The following is a 23,299-nucleotide window of genomic DNA, read 5'->3' on the forward strand; positions in this document are numbered from 1 at the left end:
TTCACCATGAGCGATATCCTCGACCGCCTTCACGTTGTCCTCGAAGAGCGCCGCCGCGCAGAGCCACAGGATTCCTATGTGGCGGCCTTGCATCACAAGGGACTGAACAAGATACTCGAGAAGGTCGGCGAGGAAGCCACCGAGACGCTGCTGGCCGCCAAGGACGCCGAGCATGGCGACGAGCCGGCACGCCAAGCGTTGGTCGCCGAAACGGCCGACCTGTGGTTTCATAGCCTGGTAATGCTCTCGCACCTGGGCCTCGACCATCGCCTGGTCCTCGATGAGCTGGCCCGCCGTTTCGGCGTTTCCGGACACGACGAGAAAGCCGCACGGCAATCCTAGCGTCAACTGGCTATTCCGGACCCGCCCGGAGCCCCAACCTGAGGAAGCAACTATGTTAGGTGGTATCAGTATCTGGCAGCTGCTGATCGTTCTCGGCATCATCATCCTGATCTTCGGCACCAAGAAGCTGCGCAACGTCGGTGGCGACCTGGGCGGCGCCGTGAAAGGCTTCAAGAAGGCCATGCATGAAGAGGAAAAGGACAAGGACGAGGGCGAGAAGGCGGATGATCCCCAGGGCCGCGTCAGCCACGACGAAGAGGCCAACACCTACGACGTCAAGGCCGACCGCAAGGCCCACGATCAGGAAGAGCACCAGGAAGAGCGCAAGTAATCCGCCATGTTCGATATGGGCTTTCTCGAACTGATGATCATCGGCGTGGTGGGCCTGCTGGTGCTGGGCCCCGAGCGCCTGCCCAAAGCGGCGCGCACGGTGGGGCTGTGGATCGGCAAGATCAAGCGCACCGTGTCGGGCATGCAGCGCGAGATCAGTGCCCAGCTCGAGGCGGAGGAGCTACGCCAGAAGCTCAACGAGCAGCAGAAAAAGCTCGACGAGGGCGTCCAGCAGGTCAAGCGCGGCGTGGAAAGCATCGCCGATGACGAGAGTGACACGCGCCAGTCGAGCTCGACGGGTGACGAAGGCGGTGAAGCAAGGCCGGCCGCGACGCCCGAAAAGCGACTCGACGACGCCCTCGCCAAGGCCCGCACGGACACCGAGGGCAAGGACTCCCAGGAGGGCCCAGCCGAGACCTCCTCCCACGCCGACAAGGATTCTGCCCCCAGATGAGCAAGACCGGTGACCCCCAGGAGCAGAACCAGGCCCCACTGATCGAGCACCTGATCGAGTTGCGCTCGCGGCTGATGCGCGCGGTGATCGCCATCCTGGTGATTTTTCTGGGCCTCTATGCCTTCGCCAACGACATCTACTCCTTTGTCGCCCAGCCACTGATGGCGCTGCTGCCGGAAGGCTCGCAGATGATTGCCACCGAAGTGGCCTCGCCCTTCCTGGCGCCCTTCAAGCTGACCCTGGTGGTGGCGGTGTTTGCCGCCATTCCCTATGTGCTGCACCAGGCCTGGGCCTTCGTGGCCCCGGGGCTCTACGACAATGAGAAGGCGCTGGCGCTGCCGATCCTGGCCTCCAGCGTGGCGCTGTTCTATGGCGGCGCTGCGTTCGCCTACTATGTGGTCTTCCCGCTGCTGTTCCAGTTCTTCACCCAGACCGGGCCAGAGAACGTCGCGGTGATGACCGACATCAACCAGTACCTGAATTTCGTCCTCAAGCTGTTCTTCGCCTTCGGGGTGGCCTTCGAGATCCCCATCGCCACCTTCCTGCTGATTCTCTCGGGGGCCACCACGGTGGAAAGCCTGTCGAAGAAGCGCCCTTACGTGGTACTGGGCTGCTTCGTCATCGGCATGCTGCTCACCCCGCCGGATGTGGTCTCCCAGAGCCTGCTGGCGGTGCCGATGTATCTGCTCTACGAGATCGGCCTGCTGTTCGGTCGCCTGGTACGCCGCAAGCGGGAGAAGGACGAGGAAGGCGAGGAGTAATAGCGCCAGCGGCCAAGCGGCCAAGCGGCCAAGCGGCCAAGCGGCCAAGCGGCCAAGCGGCCAAGCGGCCAAGCGGCCAAGCGGCCAAGCGGCCAAGCGGCCAGCAGAATTAAGACCCGAGCCAGCAAAAGCAACCCCCCGAAGATCTCGGCCTTCGGGGGGTTGCTTGTAGCTCGGCGCTCGGCGCTTGAAGCTTACAGGTCCATCAGCTCGTCGACGCGGTCGACCAGCTTGAAGATGCCGGTGGCGGCCTCGCTGATGCGCGTGGCCAGCATGTAGGCGGGCGTGGTCACCACGCGGTTCTCGAAATCCACCACAATATCCCCCACCCCGCAGCTGCGGTGAAGACCGCCCATGGCACTGATAGCCCCAGCGACGCCCGGGTCATGTCCCACGGTCACGGCGATGCCGGGCCCCAGCAGGCGCGGCACAAGCACCGGGCTGATGCACATCAGGCCGATCGGCTTGCGCGCCTCGTGGAAGCCCGACAGCGCCTCGCTGAGCTCGTCGAGCACCTGCATGCCATCCCCGGCTTGGGCGAAGTTGGAGAGGTTCTTGGCGACACCGAAGCCACCCGGGAGGATGACCGCATCGAAGTCATCGGCCTCGAGCTCGTCGAGCGGCGAGATCTCGCCCCGGCACAGGCGCGCCGACTCGGTCAGTGCGTTGCGATGCTCACCCTCGGCCACCGCCCCGCGCCGATGGTCGACGACGTGATGCTGCTCGATGTCGGGGGCGAAACAGCGATAGCCCAGGCCCAGCTGATCGAGGCGCAGCAGGGTCAGGGTGGTCTCGTGAATCTCGGCACCGTCCTGCACCCCGCATCCCGAGAGGATGACCGCCACCTGTTTGCTCATGCCTTTCTCCTTGAAGGTAGGTGCCTGTTTGTCCAGGCCCTGAAATCCGCAAGCCTTCACTTTAGAGAGTCGGCCGGGGTGGGACAAGGCGCGGCTTTCGACACCAGGCCATACTGATATACTCGAGGCATTCGCCTGCCGCTGTCATCAATCCTTCATCCTGCATCGTCATACTGCTGGGACGGCGGTCCCGAACACTACCCGGAGAGACGCCTTGAGCTTCACGACCACACGCCAGTTCCCGACCTCGCGTCTGCGCCGCATGCGTCGCGATGACTTCTCACGCCGCCTGATGCGCGAGCACACCCTGACGCCGGCCGACCTGATCTGGCCGGTGTTCGTGCTCGAGGGCGAGGGCCAGCGCGAGGCGGTGCCCTCCATGCCGGGGGTCGAGCGGCTGTCGATCGACCTGCTGATCGAGGAGGCACGCGAGGCCTTTGACCTCGGCATCCCGGCCATCGCCCTGTTTCCGGTGGTCGGCACGGAACTCAAGAGCGAACTGGCGGAGGAGGCCTACAATGCGGCGGGCCTCGTCCAGCGCAGCGTTCGTGCCCTCAAGCAGGCGCTACCGGGGCTCGGCATCATCACCGATGTCGCGCTCGACCCCTACACCAGCCACGGCCAGGACGGCATCCTCGACGAGGCGGGCTATGTCCATAATGACCGTACCGTTGAGACGCTGCTCAAGCAGGCGCTCTCACACGCCGAGGCCGGCGCCGATGTGGTGGCCCCTTCTGACATGATGGATGGGCGCATCGGCTCGATTCGCCAGGTGCTGGAACAGGAGCAGCTGGTCAACACCCGGATCATGGCGTACAGCGCCAAATACGCCTCTCGCTACTACGGGCCCTTCCGCGATGCCGTGGGCTCCGCCGGCAACCTGGGAAAGGCCGACAAGACCACCTACCAGATGGATCCGGGCAACGGCGACGAGGCGCTGCATGAGGTCGCGCTGGACCTCGCCGAAGGGGCCGATATGGTGATGATCAAGCCCGGCATGCCCTATCTGGACGTGGTGCGCCGGGTGAAGGACGAGCTCAAGGTCCCGACCTTCGCCTATCAGGTAAGCGGCGAGTACGCCATGCACATGGCCGCCTTCGAAAACGGCTGGCTCGAGGCGGATGCGGTCATCCTCGAGTCACTGCTGTGCTTCAAGCGCGCCGGGGCCGACGGCGTGCTGACCTATTTCGCCAAGCGGGCGGCCCGGCTGCTCGCCACACCATAAACGACGGGAGGGACAGCGCCCTTCCGTCCGACGACAGGGAAACCCCATGGAAGAGACACGCGGTCCCGACCGGCAGTCCGATGTGACCACGCCTGCTCAGGGCGGCGAGCCCCCCGGGCCACCCGCCCCGCGGCTGAATCAGACCCGCACAGGCATCAAGCCCAAGGCGCTGCCGGACCCCGAGGCGGACCTCGCCGACCCCGGTCTGTACTTCAACCGCGAGCTCTCCCATCTGCAGTTCAACGTCCGGGTGCTGGAACAGGCTCTGGATGAGGCGCATCCGCTGCTCAACCGGTTGATGTTCCTGCTGATCTTCTCGTCCAACATGGACGAGTTCTTCGAGATCCGCGTGGCGGGCCTGAAGAACCAGATCCTGCTCGGCGATGATTCCACGGGTGCCGATGGACGCTCGCCGCGCTCTGTCCTGGCCGAAATTTCCCAGATCGCCCACGAGCAGGTGGCGCGTCAGTACCAGATCCTCAACGAGGTACTGATCCCTGCTCTTGAGGCCCAGCGGCTGCGTTTCCGCCGCCGCGGGGACTGGTCCGAGGAGCAACGCGCCTGGGTGCGCGACTACTTCGAGACCGAGATCATGCCGGTGATCAGTCCCATCGGGCTGGATCCTTCTCACCCCTTCCCGCGCCTGGTCAACAAGAGCCTCAACTTCATTGTCCAGTTGGAGGGCAAGGACGCCTTCGGCCGCGAGGGCGGGTTGGCTATCCTGCCGGCCCCCCGCTCGCTGCCGCGGGTGATTTCCCTGCCCCAGGCACTCTGCGAGGAGGGGGTCAGCGAATATGTCTTCCTTTCCTCGATGATCCATGCCCACGCCGAGGAGGTCTTCCCGGGCATGACGGTGCTCGGCTGCTACCAGTTCCGCCTGACGCGCAACGCCGATCTCTCCGTGGATCCCGAGGAGGTCTCCGACCTCGCCTCGGCACTGCGCGGCGAGCTGCTGTCGCGGCGCTACGGCAGCGGGGTTCGCCTGGAAGTGGCCGACAACTGCCCCGACGAGCTGGCCGAGTTCCTGCTCCGGCAATTCCAGCTCGAGCAGACGGATCTCTTCCGCGTCAACGGCCCGGTGAACCTGACGCGCATGATGTCGGTGCTGGGCGACGTGGAGCGTCCCGAGCTGCTCTACCGCCCCTTCACCCCCGGCCTGCCCAAGGTACTGCGCAAGGCCGACAGCGTGCTGGGCGCCATCGCCGATGGCGATATCCTGCTGCACCACCCCTTCCAGTCCTTCTCGCCGGTGGAGGAGATGCTCGGCGAAGCCGCCCGGGATCCGGACGTGCTGGCCATCAAGCAGACCCTCTACCGCACCGGCGCCGACTCGCCCATCGTCAACGCCCTCGTCGAGGCCGCCGGCAACGGCAAGGAAGTCACGGTGGTGATCGAGCTGCGGGCCCGCTTCGACGAAGCCGACAACCTGGCCCTGGCCTCGCGCCTGCAGGAAGCCGGGGCGATCGTCATCTACGGCGTGATGGCCTACAAGACCCACGCCAAGATGATGCATATCGTGCGCCGTGAAAGAGGTAAGCTGCGTCACTATGCCCACCTGGGCACCGGCAACTATCACTCGCGGACCGCCAAGCTCTATACCGACTACAGCCTGCTTACCGCCGATCCGGTGCTGTGCGCCGACGTGCACAAGGTCTTCCAGCAGCTCTCGGGCATGGGCCGGGCGCGGCATATCGAGCAATTGCTGCATGCCCCCTTCACCCTGCACGAACAGATCGTGGCCAAGATCGATCGGGAGGCCGAGCACGCCCGCAAGGGCAAGCGTGCCCACCTGATCATCAAGTGCAACTCGCTCACCGAGCCGAAGCTGATCCAGGCCCTCTATCGGGCCTCCCGAGCCGGGGTGGAGTGCGACCTGATCATCCGCGGCATGTGCTGCCTGCGTCCGGGCATCCCGGGGATTTCGGAGAACATCCGCGTGCGCTCGATCATCGGCCGCTTCCTGGAACACACCCGGGTCTTCCATTTCCACAACGACGGCAAGTCGGAAATCTGGGGCTCCAGTGCCGACTTCATGGCACGCAACATGTTCCACCGGGTGGAGACCTGTTTCCCGCTGCTTGACAGAAAGCTCGCCGCCCGAGTCCGCAAGGACCTCGAGACCTACCTGGTCGACAACTGCCAGAGCTGGCTGCTGCGCAGCGATGGCCTCTATATCAAGCAGCAGGCCGGCAGTGCAGCGCCGATCAGCGCCCAGGAGACCCTGCTCTTCGCTTACGCCACTCGGGCCTGAGCAAAGCGCGAAGCTCGAACCGAACCGCCCCCGCAGCCTGGCTGCGGGGGCGGTTTTTCTTCCGGCGTGACGCTTAAAACGTAAAGCTCCCGGCGAAGCCGGGTCAGACGCCGACCTGGCCGCCATCCAGCTTCTGGATCACTACCGTGGACGCTCGCGGGCGCACCTTACCGGCGGCTTGCCGGGTGGCATCCTCGGAGGCCGGCCAGTTGCCCGGGTGCTGGATGTTGATGAACAGCGCGGTCTTGTCCGGCGTGGCAAAGATGCCGGTCACCTCGCAGCCGTTGGGCCCCACGGCAAAGCGCTTGAGATGCTGCTGGTTGGTCTCGTTGAGTACCGAGCGCGCATCACCCGCCTGCAGGCCATTGGGCACCACCGCCAGCACCTGATCGTTGGTGTCGTCGGCAACGCCGTCATAGCCGTTGTCGGTCTGGATCCACAGGATGCCATCGCCGTTACCCCGGTCGTCGTACCACAGGCCGTCGGGGCTGGCGAACTGGTTGAGCTCGGTCAGGCCGGAGAGGTTGTCGGGATCAGAGGTGGCGGCACCGAAGACGAACACCTCCCAGTCGAAGCGGGTGACGTCGTCACTATCCCGCCAGCGGATGACCTGGCCAGTGGCGTTGTCGGGACGCGGGTTGGCCGCATTGACCGGTGCCGTGCCGTAGCCCACCCCCGGCTCCTCGATATCGCTGCCACCGTGGGTATAGGTGGGCTCGGTGTCCGCCGCGGTGCGCTGGCTGTTGTTGGTCAGGGTCATGTAGACATCGCCGGACGTCGGGTCCACCGTCCCCCACTCGGGACGGTCCATGGGAGTGGCGCCCATCAGATCGGCAGCATCACAGGTATGGACGATGATGCCCGCCTGGTCGTCGGCCGCCAGCCCCAGCGCCTCGTGGAGACGCCGGCCGTCGCGGGTCACCGCCTCCGGCGTCAGCGCCAGCCACTCACCACGCCCGTCGGCGTCGAAGCGAGCGGCATACAGGGTGCCCTCGTCGAGGTACTTGGCGCCGATTGCCAGGCGATCGACGTTGGCGTCAGACCGGTTGGTATCGGCCGGGTCCCAGGCCGCGCGGGAGACGAACTTGTAGATGTATTCGTTGCGCGAATCGTGGCCGGAGTAGAAGACCACCGGCTCACCTGCCACCAGCTTGCCCGGCCAGCAGCCCTCATGGCGAAAGCGGCCCATCGCGGTGCGCTTCACGGCGCGGCGGCTGCCGTCGTAGGGGTCGACCTCCACCTGGTAGCCGTAGGTGCGGGCCTCATTGCGATAGTCGCCGGTGGCGTCGGCCGCGGTGGGCGTCGTATCGAAGCGAGCGAACTCGTCGCGGTGCTCGGAGGCATCGCCGGCGGCGGTTTCCCAGCCGTATCGACCACGGCCACTGGCGATCCCCAGACGATCATCGTCCCGCCGGCGCTGCGCGTTGCGCACGAAGTAGCCGGGCCAGTTCTCCTCGCAGGCCAGGTAGGTACCCCAGGGGGTGTAGCCGTTGCCGCAGTTGTTGGAGGTCCCGCGGGTGCGCGTTCCCTGGGGCGAGAACCGGGTCTTCACGTAGTCGCTACCTGCCAATGGACCACCGATGTCCATTTCGGAGGCGTTGGTAATGCGCCGGTTGTAGGGCGAGTCGACCACATGACGCCAGCGGCCATCGGCCTGTTTCTTGACGTGTACAACGGCGACGCCGTGGGCATTGATCTCGGTACGCACCTCGTCTGCCGGGCGCTGGCCCTCTTGGGCATTGGTCGGACCGCCCCGGGGCGCCCAGAGGGCGCTCTGGTCGATGTATTCGTGGTTGATGGCGAGCAGAAACTCCCGAGACTCGCTGCCCTGGCCGAGCGGAAAATGGTACATCCCGTCGTGGTGCATGCCGATGGCATTCGCCTGAATCTCGGGGGTCATCTCGAGGTCCTCCCGCCACTCGGGAACGTCACTGGTGAGTCCCGCGCCCCAGGGGATCAGCACCTGTGCCGTGTAGCCCTCCGGCACCACGACGCTGTCGAGCCTCGCCCCACGAAGCGACTCGAACGCCAGGCGCAACGGCTTCTTTCCCGATGCGCTGGTACCCTGCACGCCGGTCCCGGCATCCGCGCCCGCCAAGGCATTCGCCGCGCCAAAGCCCATCATCGACATGGCGGCAAGCCCCAGCCCACCGCGCATCACGTTGCGACGCGACAGCTGCTTTTCCAGCACGGCAGCAAAGGGCTCGTTGCCGCTGCGATTGAAGTTACGATGATCCTCGATTTCCCTGCTCATGACCCTGTACCTCGGCGAATGGATGGCGGCCGACAGGCCGACTGGTCGATACCCGGATACAGATTAGGGAAGGGAGGTGACAGGGACGTGAAGGCTTGGCGTCAGCCCTTGCGGAACGCCTCGAGGTCGTGGGGGTCGAGCCCGGATACGCGCTCGGGCAGGCCGCGCTCGCGGCGGGCGGAGCGCACCACCTCGCGTTCGGCGAGCAGTTCGGCATCATCGTCCAGAGTGCGGCCATTGAGTTCGGCGAGTTGGGCCATGCCCTGGTGATAGAAGGCCAGCACCGCCAGCGCGGTCTCGTTGCCCTCGGCCATGCCGCGGCGCAGTGCCGGCAGGTAGCCGCTGACTCGGGACAGCTGATGCTTGAGCTGCCAGACATAGCGCACCTCCGCCATCCAGGGCCGTTCGCGCAGCACTGCGAACACCAGGCTGGTCGCGACCAGCCCCAGCAGCACGCCCAAGACATTGAGCCAGAAACCACCGTCGAAAGCCGCCTGCAGCAGCTGAACGAACAGCAGCCCGAAGACGACCAGCTGGCCGGCCATGGCCAGGCTGATAAAACGCCCCTTGCGGCGATAGGTCTCGGGGTCGTGGTCCTCGAACTGAAAGGTCATCTAGGGATCCTGGGTGGCGAGTCGGAAATCAACGGTATTATCCCGACATCGCCCCCCGCGGTACAAGGCTAACGCAAGCGCTCGGCGGCCGTGAGCAGCAAATGCTCGGTGGTCTCCCAGCCGATACAGGCATCGGTGACCGAGACGCCATGGCGAAGCTGGCCCGGCGCCAGCGCCTGCTTGCCCTCATGGAGATGGCTTTCCAGCATCAACCCCGCCAGCGCCGTCTCGCCGGCCTGGCGCTGGGCCAGAACGTCGAGCAGCACCTCGCTCTGGCGGCGGTGATCCTTGCGTGCGTTGGCGTGGCTGCAGTCGACCATCAAGCGCGGCGACAGTCCGGCGTCCTCCAGAGCCCGACGTGCCGCCTGGACATGGGGAGCCTGGTAGTTGGGCTCGCCATGACCGCCGCGCAACACCAGCTGGGTATGAGGGTTGCCTGGCGTATCGCGCACCGTCGGGCGACCCCCGTCATCCAGCCCGAAATGGCTGTGGGGATGGGCCGCGGCGCGCATGGCGTCCATTGCCACGCCGATATCACCGCCGGTGGCGTTCTTGAAGCCCACTGCCGCCTCGAGCCCGCTGGCCAGCTCGCGGTGCAGCTGAGACTCGGTAGTACGGGCGCCGATCGCCACCCAGGAGAGCAGGTCCTCCAGGTAGGGCGCCAGCATCGGCTGCAGCAGCTCGGTGGCCACCGGCAGCCCCAGCTCGGCCACGTCGCGCATCAGCTGCCGAGAGACCGACAGGCCCCGAGCCATGTCGCCGCTGCCGTCGAGGTCAGGGTCGTAGGCCAGTCCCTTCCAGCCCACGGTGGTGCGTGGCTTCTCCACGTAGACGCGCATCACCGGCAGCAGCCGGTCCGAGACCCTTGGCGCCAGCTCGGCCAGGCGGCGGGCGTACTCCAGGGCTGCCTCCGGATCATGGATGGAGCAGGGACCCACTACCACCAGCAGGCGGTCATCACGGCCGGCAAGGATCTCATGCACGGCCTGGCGCTGTGCTTCGATCCGGGCCGCCAGCGCCGGGGAAAGCGGCAGCTCGCGGTGCAGCTCGCCGGGGGTGGGCAGCGGCCGGGCCGGACTGGCGGTGGAGCGCAGGGTCTCGGTCAAGGGGGTGGCGGCAAGGGTCGCGTTCATGGCGTGATCAACTCCGGGTAGCGGTCTTACATCGTGTGTGTCGGCTGCCATCGATCTCGCTACGGCCGGGCATGGCGGAGTGGGCCGACCGCAGCTCGCTAAATCGCCAGTAACCGTAATAGCCCGCGAAGCCCCGGGTCTGGCGGATGGCGATGGATGCGGTCATGGTCTCTCTCCTGGATGTCAGTTGTATGGTCGGGTGTCCGTGAAACGCAGAACCCCCGGGCGGGGCGGCCGTCCGGGGGTTCTGGCGGAGGCGGCCCTGGTGGGGTGCCTCCCGGCGATGTCGCATGTTGCGTTCAGGACATGGCCATGGGCACCCCGGGGGTAAACCAGTAACCAAACCAGTCGCCGCTTACCGCAAATGCCACGCTGCCTTTGCGGGCAACGTAAGAAACGGGATGGTCACGGCGGGTCATGGTCATGGAACGCTCCTGAGGTATGGACTCATCCTGCCGCATTGCGGCATGGCTGGCAAGCGCCGCCCGCTCAGCCGGCGAACAGCTGATACCAGCCGATGGTGGCCGGCAGGGCGCTCATGGCCACCAGCACCACCAGGCCAAGCACCACGGACAATAGGCCGCTGTCGTCCTTGAAGTTCGTGTCGTGTCCCGCCATGTGTCACTCCTCGATATCGTGTCAGGGTAGAAGCGCATTCTAGCGAAGATGGCCGCGTCCGGCACGGCATCGAGCGTCACAGGCTCAACGCAGGTGGCGCCCGCCATCCACCGGCAGGGTCGCGCCGGTGACAAACCGGTTGTCGAGCAGGTAGCGCAGGCTCTGATAGATCACCCCGGGGCCGGGGATCATTTCCATCGCCGACTTGGCGCGGGCCTTCTCGGCGTACACTTCGTCATCGCCCTCGTTAAGCATGATCATTGCCGGGGCAATGGCATTGACCTGGATCGCCGGGGCGAACATGGCGGCGAAGGAGAGCGTCAGGTTGTCCAGCCCCGCCTTGGTGGCGGCGTAGGCGGCGTGCTTCTTCGAGCCCTTCTGCACCACGTAGTCGGTCATGTGCACGATGTCGCGCTGGGGCTCACTGCACGCCTCGAGCAGCTCGCGGGCATGCAGGTTGATCAGGTAGGGCGCCAGCATGTGGATGCGAAACAGCCGCTCGAAATTTGCTCCCGCTTCGGGGCCGCTGGAATCCGGCGCCCAGTCGCTGGCGTTGTGGACGATAGCCCGCAACGAGGGCGTCTCGGCCCTGAGCCGCTCAAGGAAGTCGAGGATGCCCGCCTCGTTCGCGAAGTCGGCCGGCAGGGTAACGATGCCCCGCTCACGCAGCGCGTCCAGCTCACGACGCTCGCGGCGATAGCTGATGATCACCGGGTGGCCGTCGTCACGCAGGCGCTCGGCACAGTGGCGCCCCAGACGCTGGGCGCCGCCGGTGATCAGGATCGGCGAGGCGCTCATGGCCGCGCCCTCCTCACCAGGCTGCCCGCGGTGGGCACGATAGGGTCCCGCGGCGCATAGGCAAAGACATCCGAGAAGACCCGCGAGGCCTCGAGGCCCATCGACGCCAGCACGTCGACGCAGGCATAGACCATCCCCGGCGAGCCTGAGACATAGACGTCATGCCCCGAGACGTCATCGAGGCTCAAAGCCAGGGCCTGATCGACGCGGCCGCGGTGGCCGATGACCCGCTCCCCCGCCACGTCCTGCTCCGGTGCGAGCTCGGTCACGGCATGGAAACGGAGATTGGCATGCGCTTCCGCCCACGCCCGGGGCAGACGCTCCAGGTAGAGGTCGCGACGTTCGCGGGCCGCCCACCAGAGGTCGATCTCGCGTTCCGGGTCGGCATGCAGGGCCGCCTCGATGATCGCCTTCATCTGGGCAAAGCCGGTGCCGGCCGCGACCAGCAACAGGGGGCGCGTGCTGTCAGGGTCGAGGATGCAGTCGCCGCCGGGCAGGCGCAGGGTCAGTCGCTCGGCCACCTGCATCAGCTCGCGCAGCCGGGCGGAGTTCTCCCGCTCCGGCCAGTGCTGGATATGCAGCTCGATGGTGCCATCGCCGGCATGGGCGTTGGCGATGGAGAACGGCACCCACAGGTCCTCGGCGAGCTTGAGCTCCAGGTACTGGCCGGGCTCATGGGCCACGGCCTCGGGCCGGCCCTCCAACTGGACGCGGAAGACGTCCGGGGTGAGATCCTCGACCTCGGTGACCAGGCAGGTCAGGGTCCTTGGCGTCATGAAAGCCTCATGAAGTTGTCAGAATGTCGAGTTGTCAGGTAATTCGATGCCCAGCTCGTTCCAGCGCTCGCTGACGCGGGCCTTGACGGCCTCGTCCATGACGATGGGCGTGCCCCACTCGCGGTCGGTCTCGCCGGGCCACTTGCTGGTAGCATCCAGGCCCATCTTGGAGCCAAGTCCCGCCACGGGGGAGGCGAAGTCCAGGTAGTCGATAGGCGTATTCTCGACCATCACGGTATCGCGGGCAGGGTCCATGCGCGTGGTGATGGCCCAGATCACGTCCTTCCAGTCGCGGGCGCAGACATCGTCGTCGAGCACCACCACGAACTTGGTGTACATGAACTGGCGCAGGAAGCTCCAGACGCCCATCATCACTCGCTTGGCATGACCGGGGTACTGCTTCTTCATGGTCACCACCGCCATGCGATAGGAACAGCCCTCCGGCGGCAGATAGAAGTCGACGATCTCGGGAAACTGGCGCCGCAGGATGGGCACGAACACCTCGTTGAGAGCGAGCCCCAGGATCGCCGGCTCATCGGGGGGGCGGCCGGTGTAGGTCGAGTGATAGATGGCGTTCTCGCGCAGGGTCATGCGCGTCACCGTGAACACCGGAAAATGATCCACTTCGTTGTAGTAGCCGGTATGGTCGCCGTAGGGGCCCTCGGGCGCCATGTCGTCGGGATAGATAAAGCCTTCCAGAATGATTTCTGCCGATGCAGGCACCTCCAGATCGGCATGACCACACTTGACCAGCTCGGTACGCGAGCCGCGCAGCAGCCCGGCGAAGGCGTATTCGGAGAGGCTATCGGGAACCGGGGTCACCGCGCCGAGGATGGTGGCGGGATCGGCGCCCAGCGCCACCGCTACCGGGAAGGGCTCGCCGGGATGCTCCTGCTGGAACTCCTGGAAATCCAGGGCACCGCCGCGGTGCGATAACCAGCGCATGATCAGGCGGTTCTTGCCGAGCTTCTGCTGACGATAGATCCCCAGGTTCTGGCGTTTCTTGTACGGTCCACGGGTGATCACCAGCGGCCAGGTGACCAGCGGCGCGGCGTCACCCGGCCAGCAGTGCTGGATCGGTAGCCGGTCGAGGTCGACCTCCTCGCCCTCGTAGGCGAGCGCCTGCACCGGTGCCGAGCGCACCGTCTTGGGCCCCATGCTCATCACTTGCTTGAAGATCGGCAGCTTGCTCCAGGCGTCGCGGAACCCCTTGGGTGGCTCGGGCTCCTTGAGGAAGGCGAGCAGCTCCCCGACCTCACGCAGCGCGGCAACCGAGTCCTGGCCCATGCCCATGGCCACTCGCTTCGGCGTGCCAAAGAGGTTGCCGAGCAGCGGCATGGTATGGCCCTTGACGTTCTCGAACAGCAGCGCCGGCCCACCGGCGCGCAGGGTCCGGTCGCAGATCTCGGTGATCTCGAGGTAGGGGTCGACCTCGGCGGTGATGCGCTTGAGCTCGCCCTGGGCCTCGAGCATCGCGATGAACTCGCGCAGGTCCTTGTACTTCATTCGGATTTCCCGGTTCCAGAATGACGAAAGGGGCAGCATAGCATGCCGCCCCTTCCTTTCACGTCCGACCGCGCGGCCGTTTCAACCCGCGGCTTTGCCAGCAGTCGTGGTCAGCGGCGCTTCATCGCCTCGAAGAACTCAAGGTTGGTCTTGGTATCCTTGAGGCGGTCGATCAGGAACTCGGTGGCCGCGGTGTCTTCCATGGGGTTGAGCAGCTTGCGCAGGATCCACATGCGCTGCATCTCGTCCTCGGAGGCAATCAGGTCCTCGCGGCGGGTGCCGCTGCGGCGGATGTTCATCGCCGGGTAGACGCGACGCTCGGCCAGCTTGCGGTCGAGGTGCGCCTCCATGTTGCCGGTTCCCTTGAACTCCTCGAAGATCACCTCGTCCATCTTCGAGCCGGTATCGACCAGCGCCGTGGCGATGATGGTCAGGCTGCCGCCCTCCTCGATGTTGCGCGCGGCGCCGAAGAAGCGCTTGGGCTTCTCCAGGGCGTGTGCATCGACCCCCCCGGTGAGCACCTTGCCGGAACTTGGCACCACGGTGTTGTAGGCGCGCGCCAGGCGGGTGATGGAGTCGAGCAGGATCACCACGTCACGCTTGTGCTCCACCAGACGCTTGGCCTTCTCGATGACCATCTCGGCCACCTGGACGTGCCGCGCCGGCGGCTCGTCGAAGGTCGAGGCCACCACCTCGCCGCGCACGGTGCGCGACATCTCGGTCACCTCTTCCGGGCGCTCGTCGATCAGCAGCACGATCAGATGGCACTCGGGGTTGTTGCGGGTAATCGAGGTGGCGATGTTCTGCAACATCAAGGTCTTGCCCGCCTTGGGCGGCGAGACCAGCAGGCCACGCTGGCCCTTGCCGATGGGCGCGGTCAGGTCGATGATCCGCGCTGTCAGATCCTCGGTAGAGCCATTGCCGATCTCCATGCGCAGCCGCTCCTGGGGGAACAGCGGCGTGAGGTTCTCGAAGAGGATCTTGTGCTTGGCGTTCTCCGGCTTGTCGAAGTTGATCTCGCTGACCTTGAGCAGCGCGAAGTAGCGCTCCCCTTCCTTCGGCGGACGAATCTTGCCGGAGATGGAGTCGCCCTTGCGCAGATTGAAGCGTCGAATCTGGGAGGGCGAGACATAGATGTCATCGGGGCCGGCCAGGTAGGAGCTGTCGGCGCTGCGCAGGAAGCCGAAGCCATCCTGCAGGATCTCCAGCACGCCATCACCGAAGATCGGCTCGCCACTCTTGGCATGCTTCTTGAGAATGGCAAAGATGATGTCCTGCTTGCGAGAACGTGCCAGGTTGTCGATGCCCATCTCGCGGGCAGTCTCCAGAAGCTCCGGCACTGGCTTTTGCTTGAGTTCGGTAAGATTCATCGGTGTGTTCAGAATTCGCTCGTGGAAGCCGGGCGGCAGTGCGCCGTGGGAAAGACAGGAGGCGAGACGATGACGCCCTGTGGGTGCGTTCAGAGCCCGGACAGGCTACCTCTCGTCGTGCTGCATCGTATGGCCAAGGGCGGGCGACCGCACTCTGGGGTTGCCGGGCCGATATCGGAAGCGAGGAAGCAGGTTCGTCTTCGCCTGACCGGCGGGTCCTGGCCAGGCGGCCGGGATCGCGGGCTGAAGCAGTGGGCTGTCTGACGACTTGGAAACTGACCGTGACGGAATCGCCGCTGAACGGTCGGGAAGCATTCGGAACAGGCGAACGACCCGATACTAGTCAAGGCGGCGAGCGAACGCAAGCCCTGGCGGCCGCGACAATTGACACGACCGGAAGCGCCGCGCACCCTTGCCCCTGACCGTACCGAAGGAACTGCCATGACTTCGCCACAGGACCCGGCGCCCTCCGCTGCCGCCCCCATTCCGGCTGCCGTGGCCGGCGACCCCATCCGGCTTGCCGCGATCGACCTCGGCTCCAACAGCTTCCACCTGCTGGTGGCCAACTATCAGGATGACCGCCTGCAGGTGGTGGCCCGCCTTGGCGAGAAGGTCCAGCTTGCCGCCGGCCTCGACGAGGACGGCTGGCTTGGCGAAGCGGCGATGCAACGCGCGCTGGACTGCCTGGCACGCTTCTCCCCCTTCCTCGAGGACATCACCCCGGGTCACCTGCGGGTGGTGGGCACCAACGCGCTGCGCGATGCGGCCAACAGCCAGGCGCTGATCGAGCGGGCCGAGTCGCTGCTCGGCCATCGCATCGAGATCATCGCCGGTCGCGAGGAGGCCCGCCTGATCTATCTGGGCGCGGCGCATGCCCTGGCCGAGGATGGGCGCCGACTGATCGTCGACATCGGCGGGGGCTCCACGGAGTTCATCATCGGCGAACGCTTCGAGCCGCTGGCATTGGAAAGTCTGCGCATGGGTTGCGTGACCTTTACCCGCCGTTTCTTCGAGGGTGGCGAGATCAGCGAGAAGCGCATGCGCAAGGCGGAGCTTGCCGCCCTCTCGGAACTGGCCAATATCCAGCGCCCCTACCAGCGCCTGGGCTGGGATGACCCGGTGGGGTCCAGCGGCACCATCAAAGCAGCGGCCGCCGTGATCGCGGCCGCCGGGGATGCCCCCGAGGGCATGATCACCCGCGCCGGCCTGGCTGCCCTGCGCAAGCGCCTGATCAAATGCCGTAAGCTCGACAAGGTTGCCATGGAGGGCCTCAAGGCCGACCGCTCGCGGGTCTTTCCGGCCGGGGTGGCGATCCTCAGCGCCGTCTTCGAGGCCTTCGACCTGGAGCAGATGCGCTACGCCGACGGCGCCCTGCGCGAGGGGGTGCTCTACGACATGGTGGGACGCAACAGTCCCGAGGATTCGCGTCTCAAGACGTTGGATGGCCTGGCCCGTAACTATCAGGTGGATAGCCGGCAGGCAGAGAACGTGGCGGCCACCGCCGGCGCGCTGCTCGACCAGGTCCGCGAGGCCTGGGGCCTCGACGCCGACCAGGCGCGCTTCCTCGACTGGGGCAGCCGCCTGCACGAAATCGGCCTGGCCATCTCCCATAGCCAGTTCCATCGCCATGGCGCCTACCTGCTGGAGTACTCCGACCTGGCCGGCTTCTCGCGTCCGGAACAGCGACTGCTGGCCTTTCTGGTGCGCGCGCACCGCCGCAAGTTCCCGGTCAAGGAGTGGCAGGCCCTGCCCGAGTCGGAGCGCCGCCCCCACGCCCGCTTGGCGCGGCTGCTGCGCCTGGCGGTGATTCTCAATCACTCCCGGCCCGAACAGCCGCCTAGCGTGCCGCGGCTGGAGGCCGACGGCGAGACGCTGACGCTGACACTCACCGGCGAAGAGACGCCGGCGCTGCTGCTTAACGACCTGGAGCAGGAGGTGGGCTACCAGCAGGCCGCCGATCTTCCGCTGGTGCTGCGTCGCGGCTGATCCAGCCCTCGCCAAGCACCAGCCATGCCCCCTCCGCCGGGTCGAGCACGGCTACCGGTGCTGCCTCTTCCCGCACGACCAACAGCCGCTCACGCCGCCAGGGCGGCACGCCGAGTTCCTGCAGCAGTCGCTTGAGGTCGCGCCGGCCACGGCCGGGTAGCCGCAGCCGCTCGCCGCCCTGCCGCCCCCCTACCCACAGACGGACCGACGCATCATCGGCCCGTCCCAGCGAGACCTGGACCTCGCCGAGCGGCGTCACCAGCGGTGAGTGACCATCCCACTCGGCCTGCCAGCCGGCCGGCAGCGGCTCAGGTGGCGCAAGCAGGTGGAGCCGCCCTCGCCAGACCCTGGCCTCGGCCCCGGGCCAGGCCACTCGCACCTCGGCCGCCTCCCCGGCATTGAGCTGGGCCAGCAGCGTCTCGAGCCGCCGCGCCGGCGGCGTCGGCAGCCCCCGGTGACGGCAGGCATGACGAATCAGCAGCCGCCGGCGAGACACGGAGAGTGCCTCCAGGCCCGCTACCGACAGGCGCCCCGACGCGTCGCCCAGGCGCTCGAGGTCCAGCCTGGCAAGATCCTCGAGCAGGGCGTCGGCCTCACCGGCCAGCGCCGCGCTGCGGGCGAGCGCCGCGCCGGCATGGGGCCAGCGGGAGGTCAGCGACGGCATCACGGTGTGGCGCAGGAAGTTACGGTCCAGATCCTCGTCGTCGTTGGAGGGGTCCTCCACCCAGGCCAGGCCTCGGCGACCCGCCTCGGTCTCGAGGGCCGACCGAGCAACATCGAGCAGCGGGCGCTCGAGCCACCGACCGCCCCAGTCGCGGCCCGTCGTCATCCCGGCCAGGCCGCGCACCCCGCTGCCGCGCAGGGCAGCCAGCAGGAAAGTCTCGGCCTGGTCATCCCGGTGCTGGGCCAGCCAGAGGGTTTCGCCGGGCGCCACTCGCCCGGCGAAGCTGGCATAGCGGGCCTCTCGGGCCGCGCCCTCGATGCCCTGCCCCGACGCGACATCGACGCGGATACGCTCGACGGACAACGGCACGCCGAGGCGTGAACAGAGGCGCCGGCAGTGGCGCTCGAAGCCAGCGGCGGCACCCTGAAGCCCATGATGGACATGCAGGGCCCGCAAGGGACGAGGGTGACGGTGAGCCGCCGCGGCCGCCAGGGTCAGCAGCAATGAAGAGTCGAGGCCGCCGGAGAGCGCCACCCAGACACAGCGCCCCGGCGGCGTCTCCGCCAGGGCGCGATCGATCAGACGTTGAAGCATGGCGCGGGGATCAGACGGGCCGTGTGGCATATACAGGCGCCGCACCGATGGCGGACGGCGTCATCGGTGCCGGGGCTAGCCCCCTTCAGGTCGGCGCGCCATAGCTCATCAGCCGCTGGTAGCGGCGCTCCAGCATGCGCTCCGTGTCCATGGACTCCAGGCGGTCGAGGCTTGCCAGCAGCGATGCCTTGACCCGTTCCGCGGTAGAGACCGGGTGACGATGAGCACCGCCCAGCGGCTCCGGAATCAGGGTGTCAACCAGCCCCAGCTCCTTGAGGCGTTCGGCCGTGATGCCCATGGCCTGAGCGGCATCGGCGGCCTTCTCGGCGCTCTTCCAGAGGATGGAGGCGCAGCCCTCGGGGGAGATCACCGAATAGGTGGAGTACTGCAGCATGGCCAGCTCGTCGCAGACCCCGATGGCCAGTGCCCCGCCGGAACCGCCCTCGCCGACCACGGTGGCGACGATCGGCGTGCGCAGCCGCGACATCACCGCTAGGTTGTAGGCGATGGCCTCGGACTGGCCGCGCTCCTCGGCATCGATACCCGGATAGGCCCCGGGAGTGTCGATGAAGGTCAGCACCGGCATGCGGAAACGCTCGGCCATCTCCATCAGGCGACATGCCTTGCGGTAGCCCTCGGGACGCGGCATACCGAAGTTGCGACGCACCTTCTCGTGGACATCGCGGCCCTTCTGGTGGCCGATGACCATCACCGGCCGGTCATCCAGGCGCGCCACGCCGCCGACGATGGCGGCATCGTCAGCGAACTTGCGATCGCCGTGCAACTCGTCGAAATCGCTGAAGACGTTCGCCAGGTAGTCCAGCGTGTAGGGACGCTGTGGATGGCGCGACAACTGCGATACCTGCCAGGGGCTCAGGTCCTTGAAGATCGACTCGGTGAGCTTGCGGCTCTTCTCCTCGAGGCGGCCGATCTCATCGCTGAGGTTGACCTGGCTGTCGTTGCCGACCAGTCGCAGCTCCTCGATCTTGGCCTGGAGTTCGGCGATGGGCTGTTCGAAATCGAGATAGTTCGGATTCATTGGCCGGATGCCTTGTGGTGTTTCACCGCCCTGACCGTGGAAGCCAGGCGCGGTGCAAGAAAATCAGTGTCTGGCATTATCGCACCCTCAACGTGCCACGCAAGGCGGCACATCGACTGCTGGCGATTGCTCGGGGCTGATCCGGGGGAAGGCCGCTGGCATGCTCAAGCCCGCAGTCAGTCTATCGATACTTCAGCCGCACCCCGTCCTGGCCCTGCACCTCGCGCAGGCCGGTCAGCAGCTCGTCGCTGGGCGTGACGCGCCACTCCTCGGCAAGCTCCAGCCAGCCCGAGGCCTCGGCATTGCGGTAGCGCAGCCGCACCGGCAGGCCCTCGCCATCGCAGAAGGGCGCGAGGCTGGCGCGCAGGCTGTCCACCAACCGCCCATTGAGGCGACCGCCGTCCAGCGAGAGCTCCACCGCCTGCCCGAAACGGCTGCGCGCCTCGACCATCGGCGTGACCTCCTTGCCGCGCAGGCGCAGCCCGCCGGAGTAGTCGTCACTGGAGACCTCGCCCTCGACGATCATTACCTGGTCGGCCTCGAGACGGCCGCGCAACTGGTCATAGAGCTCGCCGAACAGCGACGCCTCGATGCGCCCGGTGCGGTCGTCCAGGGTGATGAAGGCCATGGTGTCGCCACGCTTGGACTTCATGGTGCGCACGCCCACCACCAGGCCGGCCACCCGCTGTGGTTCCCGAGAGGGCTTGAGGTCGCTGATGCGGGTGGACACGAAGCGGGCGAGCTCCCCTTCATACTCGTCGATGGGATGGCCGGTCAGATAGAGCCCCAGGGTATCCTTCTCGCCGGCGAGGCGCTCCTTGTCACTCCACTCGCGCGCCTGGCGGTAGTCGGCGTAGGCATCCCCGGCCGACTCGTCGACGAAGGCCTCGCCGAACATGTCCATCATCCCCAGGTTCTGGTTGGTCTGGGTCTGTACCGCTGCCTTCAGGGCGTCCTCCAGGGCCGCGCTGAGCACCGCACGGCTCGGCCCCAGGTTGTCCAGGGCGCCGGAGCGGATCAGCGCCTCGAGGGTGCGCTTGTTCATGCGCTTGGGATCGACCCGGCGGCAGAAATCGAAGAGGTCCTCGAAGGGGCCATCCGCCTCGCGGGCCTCGACGATGGCGCCGATGGGACCCTCGCCAACGCCGCGAATCGCCCCCAGGCCGTAGACCACCCGGGCCTGGTCATCGACGGTGAACTTGTAGCCACCGACATTGACGTCGGGCGGCGTCACCGTGAGCGATAGGTGACGGCACTCCTCGATCAGCGGCACTACCTTGTCGAGGTTGTCCATCTCGGTGGACAGCACCGCCGCCATGAACGGGCCGGGGTAATGCGCTTTCAACCACGCCGTCTGGTACGAGACCAGGGCATAGGCCGCCGAATGCGACTTGTTGAAGCCGTAACCGGCGAACTTCTCCACCAGGTCGAAGATGTTGCCGGCGAGGTCCTTGTCGATGCCGTTGGCCGCACAGCCCTCCATGAAGCCCGCGCGCTGCTTGGCCATCTCCTCGGGCTTCTTCTTGCCCATGGCGCGGCGCAGCATGTCGGCCTGGCCCAGCGAGTAACCCGCCATCACCTGGGCGATCTGCATCACCTGCTCCTGATAGAGGATGATGCCGTAGGTGGGCCCGAGCACCGGCTTGAGCAGCTCGTGCTGGTAGTCCGGATGCGGATAGGAGATTTCCGCGCGACCATGCTTGCGGTTGATGAAGTCGTCGACCATCCCCGACTGCAGCGGGCCGGGGCGGAACAGTGCCACCAGGGCGATCATGTCCTCCAGCGAATCCGGCAGCAGGCGCTTGATCAGCTCCTTCATGCCACGCGACTCGAGCTGGAAGACCGCCGTGGTCTCGGCCTTCTTGAGCATCTCGAAGGTCGGCACGTCATCCAGCGGGATGGTGTCGATGTCCAGCGGCCCCTGCCCGTCGACGGCACGCACCTTGTCGACCATCTCCAGCGCCCAGTCGATGATGGTCAGGGTGCGCAGGCCCAGGAAGTCGAACTTGACCAGGCCGGCATCCTCGATATCGTTCTTGTCGAACTGCACCACCAGGCCGTTGCCCTCCTCGTCACAGAGCAGCGGCGAGAAGTCGGTGAGCTTGGTCGGCGCGATCACCACGCCGCCGGCATGCTTGCCGGTACCCCGGGTGATGCCCTCGAGCTTCAGCGCCATCTCCCAGATCTCGGCGGCCTCCTCGTCGGCCTCAAGGTACTCCTTGAGCGCCGGCTCCGCCTCGATGGCCTTGGCCAGCGTCATGCCCACCTCGAAGGGGATCAGCTTGGAGAGCTTGTCGCCCAGCGAATAGGGCTTGCCCTGGGCGCGGGCCACGTCGCGCACCACCGCCTTGGCGGCCATGGTGCCGAAGGTGACGATCTGCGAGACCGCGTCGCGACCGTAGCGGTCGGCCACGTAGTCGATCACCCGATCGCGCTTCTCCATGCAGAAGTCGACGTCGAAGTCGGGCATCGAGACCCGTTCGGGGTTGAGGAAACGCTCGAACAGCAGGTCATAGCCAATGGGATCGAGATCGGTAATCTTCTGCGCATAGGCCACCAGCGAGCCGGCGCCGGAGCCGCGGCCCGGCCCCACCGGGACGTCGTTGTCCTTGGCCCACTGGATGAAGTCCATCACGATCAGAAAGTAGCCGGGAAAGCCCATCTGGATGATGATGTCGAGCTCGAAGTCGAGCCGCTTGCGGTAGCGAGCATCGATCTCGGCATACTCTCCCCCGTCGCGCGGATAGCGCTCGGCCGGATAGAGAAAGTCCAGGCGCTCGGTGAGGCCGTCGTGGGAGATCTTGCGGAAGAACTCGTCCTGGGTCATGCCCTCGGGAATCTCGAACTCGGGCAGGAAGATCTCGCCGAGGCGCACGTCCACGTTGCAGCGCGCGGCGATCATCACGCTGTTCTCCAGCGCCTCGGGGATATCGGCGAACAGCTCCGCCATCTCCGCGGGACTCTTGAGGTACTGCTCTTCGGTGTAGCGCCGCTCGCGGCGCTTGTCGTCCAGTGCCTTGCCCTCGCCGATGGCCACCCGGGTCTCGTGGGCCCAGAAGTCCTCGCGAGCGAGGAAGCGCACGTCGTTGGTGGCCACCACCGGGGTACCGGTCGCCACAGCCAGCTCCACCGAGAGGTGGACGCACTCTTCCTCAAGCACGCGGCCGGTGCGGGTCAGCTCCAGGTAGAAACGCCCCGGGAAGGCGGCGTTCCACTCCTCGAGCAGCGCGTGGGCCTCGTCATGATGGTCACTGAGCAGGTGGCGACCGACCTCCCCTTCCCGGCCGCCGGAGAGGGCGATCAGCCCCGCACTCTGCTCGAGCACCCAGGCCTTGTCGAGCAGCGCCTGGCCCTGCCGCTGGCCGTGCATCCAGCCCCGTGAGATCAGCTCGGTGAGGTTGCGATAGCCGGTCTCGTCCATGGCCAGCAGCGTCAGGCGATAGGGCTGCCCCTCGTCGTGGGGGTTGGCCAGCCACAGATCGCTGCCGATGATCGGCTTGAGCCCCGCGCCCTGGGCGCCCTTGTAGAACTTGACCAGGCCGAAGAGGTTGGCCTCGTCGGTCAGCGTCAGGGCCGGCAGGCCCTGTTCCACTGCGGCCTGGACCAGCGGCTTGAGTCGCACCAGTCCGTCGACCAGGGAGAACTCGCTGTGAACGCGAAGATGAACGAAGGGCGTGGTCATAAAGGGCTCGGGGCTTGGCAGTAGATGATCAGTACAGGAAGTTCG

The 23,299-nt window shown here is 66.4% G+C and carries 21 protein-coding genes; 7 read left to right on the forward strand and 14 right to left on the reverse strand.

The annotated features are described in order from the left end of the window. Nucleotides 1–6 precede the first annotated feature (6 nt). Genes FHR95_RS06805 through tatC form a run of 4 tightly spaced genes read left to right on the forward strand, consistent with a single transcriptional unit; the run spans nt 7 to nt 1,887 of the window. Nucleotides 7–342: a phosphoribosyl-ATP diphosphatase gene (locus tag FHR95_RS06805; protein ID WP_183313856.1), complete on the forward strand. Its 336-nt coding sequence runs from the start codon at nt 7–9 to the stop codon at nt 340–342. A 52-nt stretch (nt 343–394) separates the two neighbouring features. Further along, entirely contained in the window at nt 395–673 is a 279-nt protein-coding gene (tatA, locus tag FHR95_RS06810) for a Sec-independent protein translocase subunit TatA (RefSeq protein ID WP_040185085.1), read from the forward strand. A 6-nt stretch (nt 674–679) separates the two neighbouring features. Beyond that, a complete protein-coding gene (gene tatB / locus FHR95_RS06815) occupies nt 680–1,126 on the forward strand; it encodes a Sec-independent protein translocase protein TatB (RefSeq protein WP_040185084.1) in 447 nt (148 codons plus the stop codon). Continuing rightward, nucleotides 1,123–1,887, forward strand: a complete 765-nt coding sequence (tatC, locus tag FHR95_RS06820; protein ID WP_183313857.1) for a twin-arginine translocase subunit TatC — start codon at nt 1,123–1,125, stop codon at nt 1,885–1,887. Before tatB ends, tatC begins: the two co-directional genes overlap by 4 nt. Nucleotides 1,888–2,081: 194 nt before the next feature. Here the strand turns inward: tatC and elbB are convergent, their stop codons facing one another. Beyond that, the gene (gene elbB, locus FHR95_RS06825; RefSeq protein WP_183313858.1) at nt 2,082–2,744 is read right to left on the reverse strand and encodes an isoprenoid biosynthesis glyoxalase ElbB; all 663 of its coding nucleotides are present in this window, start codon (nt 2,742–2,744) and stop codon (nt 2,082–2,084) included. Nucleotides 2,745–2,958: 214 nt separating this feature from the next. Here elbB and hemB point away from each other — a divergent pair, with 214 nt between their 5' ends. After that, nucleotides 2,959–3,969 (forward strand): porphobilinogen synthase, encoded by a 1,011-nt coding sequence (hemB, locus tag FHR95_RS06830; RefSeq protein ID WP_183313859.1) that lies wholly within the window; start codon nt 2,959–2,961, stop codon nt 3,967–3,969. Between the two features lie 46 nt (nt 3,970–4,015). Further along, the gene (ppk1, locus tag FHR95_RS06835) at nt 4,016–6,220 is read left to right on the forward strand and encodes a polyphosphate kinase 1 (protein ID WP_183313860.1); all 2,205 of its coding nucleotides are present in this window, start codon (nt 4,016–4,018) and stop codon (nt 6,218–6,220) included. Nucleotides 6,221–6,323: 103 nt separating this feature from the next. Here ppk1 and FHR95_RS06840 read toward each other — a convergent pair whose 3' ends face one another. The 10 genes from FHR95_RS06840 to rho all read right to left on the reverse strand — a co-directional run bounded on the left by FHR95_RS06840 (nt 6,324) and on the right by rho (nt 15,289). Beyond that, a complete protein-coding gene (locus FHR95_RS06840; protein ID WP_183313861.1) occupies nt 6,324–8,474 on the reverse strand; it encodes a PhoX family protein in 2,151 nt (716 codons plus the stop codon). A gap of 101 nt (nt 8,475–8,575) precedes the next feature. Further along, the gene (locus FHR95_RS06845) at nt 8,576–9,088 is read right to left on the reverse strand and encodes a DUF3087 family protein (RefSeq protein ID WP_040185079.1); all 513 of its coding nucleotides are present in this window, start codon (nt 9,086–9,088) and stop codon (nt 8,576–8,578) included. 68 nt (nt 9,089–9,156) lie between these two features. Beyond that, nucleotides 9,157–10,221 (reverse strand): 3-deoxy-7-phosphoheptulonate synthase, encoded by a 1,065-nt coding sequence (locus FHR95_RS06850; RefSeq protein WP_183313862.1) that lies wholly within the window; start codon nt 10,219–10,221, stop codon nt 9,157–9,159. A gap of 7 nt (nt 10,222–10,228) precedes the next feature. Next, nucleotides 10,229–10,387, reverse strand: a complete 159-nt coding sequence (locus FHR95_RS06855; RefSeq protein WP_183313863.1) for a hypothetical protein — start codon at nt 10,385–10,387, stop codon at nt 10,229–10,231. Between the two features lie 133 nt (nt 10,388–10,520). Continuing rightward, nucleotides 10,521–10,646 (reverse strand): hypothetical protein, encoded by a 126-nt coding sequence (locus tag FHR95_RS17280; RefSeq protein ID WP_281380749.1) that lies wholly within the window; start codon nt 10,644–10,646, stop codon nt 10,521–10,523. 64 nt (nt 10,647–10,710) lie between these two features. Then, complete coding sequence (locus tag FHR95_RS17285; RefSeq protein ID WP_257125510.1) at nt 10,711–10,839, reverse strand: hypothetical protein; 129 nt, start codon at nt 10,837–10,839, stop codon at nt 10,711–10,713. 84 nt (nt 10,840–10,923) lie between these two features. Beyond that, the gene (gene folM / locus FHR95_RS06860) at nt 10,924–11,637 is read right to left on the reverse strand and encodes a dihydromonapterin reductase (protein WP_040185077.1); all 714 of its coding nucleotides are present in this window, start codon (nt 11,635–11,637) and stop codon (nt 10,924–10,926) included. Continuing rightward, the gene (locus tag FHR95_RS06865; protein WP_183313864.1) at nt 11,634–12,413 is read right to left on the reverse strand and encodes an NAD(P)H-flavin reductase; all 780 of its coding nucleotides are present in this window, start codon (nt 12,411–12,413) and stop codon (nt 11,634–11,636) included. Before FHR95_RS06865 ends, folM begins: the two co-directional genes overlap by 4 nt. Before the next feature lie 18 nt (nt 12,414–12,431). Further along, entirely contained in the window at nt 12,432–13,919 is a 1,488-nt protein-coding gene (gene ubiD / locus FHR95_RS06870) for a 4-hydroxy-3-polyprenylbenzoate decarboxylase (RefSeq protein ID WP_183313865.1), read from the reverse strand. A 110-nt stretch (nt 13,920–14,029) separates the two neighbouring features. Beyond that, complete coding sequence (gene rho / locus FHR95_RS06875; protein WP_040185073.1) at nt 14,030–15,289, reverse strand: transcription termination factor Rho; 1,260 nt, start codon at nt 15,287–15,289, stop codon at nt 14,030–14,032. 441 nt (nt 15,290–15,730) lie between these two features. Between rho and ppx the strand changes: the two genes are divergently transcribed. Next, nucleotides 15,731–17,275, forward strand: a complete 1,545-nt coding sequence (ppx, locus tag FHR95_RS06880) for an exopolyphosphatase (protein WP_183313866.1) — start codon at nt 15,731–15,733, stop codon at nt 17,273–17,275. Here ppx and tilS read toward each other — a convergent pair. The 3 genes from tilS to dnaE all read right to left on the reverse strand — a co-directional run bounded on the left by tilS (nt 17,205) and on the right by dnaE (nt 23,254). Further along, nucleotides 17,205–18,533 (reverse strand): tRNA lysidine(34) synthetase TilS, encoded by a 1,329-nt coding sequence (gene tilS, locus FHR95_RS06885; RefSeq protein WP_246378424.1) that lies wholly within the window; start codon nt 18,531–18,533, stop codon nt 17,205–17,207. The two genes, ppx and tilS, sit on opposite strands and share 71 nt — an antisense overlap. A gap of 85 nt (nt 18,534–18,618) precedes the next feature. Beyond that, the gene (accA, locus tag FHR95_RS06890) at nt 18,619–19,572 is read right to left on the reverse strand and encodes an acetyl-CoA carboxylase carboxyl transferase subunit alpha (protein WP_040185050.1); all 954 of its coding nucleotides are present in this window, start codon (nt 19,570–19,572) and stop codon (nt 18,619–18,621) included. A gap of 181 nt (nt 19,573–19,753) precedes the next feature. Beyond that, entirely contained in the window at nt 19,754–23,254 is a 3,501-nt protein-coding gene (gene dnaE / locus FHR95_RS06895) for a DNA polymerase III subunit alpha (protein ID WP_183313868.1), read from the reverse strand. Nucleotides 23,255–23,299 lie beyond the last annotated feature (45 nt).

Source organism: Halomonas fontilapidosi (genome assembly GCF_014192285.1).
GTDB classification, from domain to species: domain Bacteria; phylum Pseudomonadota; class Gammaproteobacteria; order Pseudomonadales; family Halomonadaceae; genus Halomonas; species Halomonas fontilapidosi.

What these genes read in the sequence shown, in the direction of transcription:
- FHR95_RS06805 (WP_183313856.1), top strand. Translation starts at nt 7, where the DNA reads ATGAGCGATATCCTCGACCGCCTTCACGTTGTCCTCGAAGAGCGCCGC.
- tatA (WP_040185085.1), top strand. Translation starts at nt 395, where the DNA reads ATGTTAGGTGGTATCAGTATCTGGCAGCTGCTGATCGTTCTCGGCATC.
- tatB (WP_040185084.1), top strand. Translation starts at nt 680, where the DNA reads ATGTTCGATATGGGCTTTCTCGAACTGATGATCATCGGCGTGGTGGGC.
- tatC (WP_183313857.1), top strand. Translation starts at nt 1,123, where the DNA reads ATGAGCAAGACCGGTGACCCCCAGGAGCAGAACCAGGCCCCACTGATC.
- elbB (WP_183313858.1), bottom strand. Translation starts at nt 2,744, where the DNA reads ATGAGCAAACAGGTGGCGGTCATCCTCTCGGGATGCGGGGTGCAGGAC.
- ppk1 (WP_183313860.1), top strand. Translation starts at nt 4,016, where the DNA reads ATGGAAGAGACACGCGGTCCCGACCGGCAGTCCGATGTGACCACGCCT.
- FHR95_RS06840 (WP_183313861.1), bottom strand. Translation starts at nt 8,474, where the DNA reads ATGAGCAGGGAAATCGAGGATCATCGTAACTTCAATCGCAGCGGCAAC.
- FHR95_RS06845 (WP_040185079.1), bottom strand. Translation starts at nt 9,088, where the DNA reads ATGACCTTTCAGTTCGAGGACCACGACCCCGAGACCTATCGCCGCAAG.
- FHR95_RS06850 (WP_183313862.1), bottom strand. Translation starts at nt 10,221, where the DNA reads ATGAACGCGACCCTTGCCGCCACCCCCTTGACCGAGACCCTGCGCTCC.
- FHR95_RS06855 (WP_183313863.1), bottom strand. Translation starts at nt 10,387, where the DNA reads ATGACCGCATCCATCGCCATCCGCCAGACCCGGGGCTTCGCGGGCTAT.
- FHR95_RS17280 (WP_281380749.1), bottom strand. Translation starts at nt 10,646, where the DNA reads ATGACCATGACCCGCCGTGACCATCCCGTTTCTTACGTTGCCCGCAAA.
- FHR95_RS17285 (WP_257125510.1), bottom strand. Translation starts at nt 10,839, where the DNA reads ATGGCGGGACACGACACGAACTTCAAGGACGACAGCGGCCTATTGTCC.
- folM (WP_040185077.1), bottom strand. Translation starts at nt 11,637, where the DNA reads ATGAGCGCCTCGCCGATCCTGATCACCGGCGGCGCCCAGCGTCTGGGG.
- FHR95_RS06865 (WP_183313864.1), bottom strand. Translation starts at nt 12,413, where the DNA reads ATGACGCCAAGGACCCTGACCTGCCTGGTCACCGAGGTCGAGGATCTC.
- ubiD (WP_183313865.1), bottom strand. Translation starts at nt 13,919, where the DNA reads ATGAAGTACAAGGACCTGCGCGAGTTCATCGCGATGCTCGAGGCCCAG.
- rho (WP_040185073.1), bottom strand. Translation starts at nt 15,289, where the DNA reads ATGAATCTTACCGAACTCAAGCAAAAGCCAGTGCCGGAGCTTCTGGAG.
- ppx (WP_183313866.1), top strand. Translation starts at nt 15,731, where the DNA reads ATGACTTCGCCACAGGACCCGGCGCCCTCCGCTGCCGCCCCCATTCCG.
- tilS (WP_246378424.1), bottom strand. Translation starts at nt 18,533, where the DNA reads ATGCTTCAACGTCTGATCGATCGCGCCCTGGCGGAGACGCCGCCGGGG.
- accA (WP_040185050.1), bottom strand. Translation starts at nt 19,572, where the DNA reads ATGAATCCGAACTATCTCGATTTCGAACAGCCCATCGCCGAACTCCAG.
- dnaE (WP_183313868.1), bottom strand. Translation starts at nt 23,254, where the DNA reads ATGACCACGCCCTTCGTTCATCTTCGCGTTCACAGCGAGTTCTCCCTG.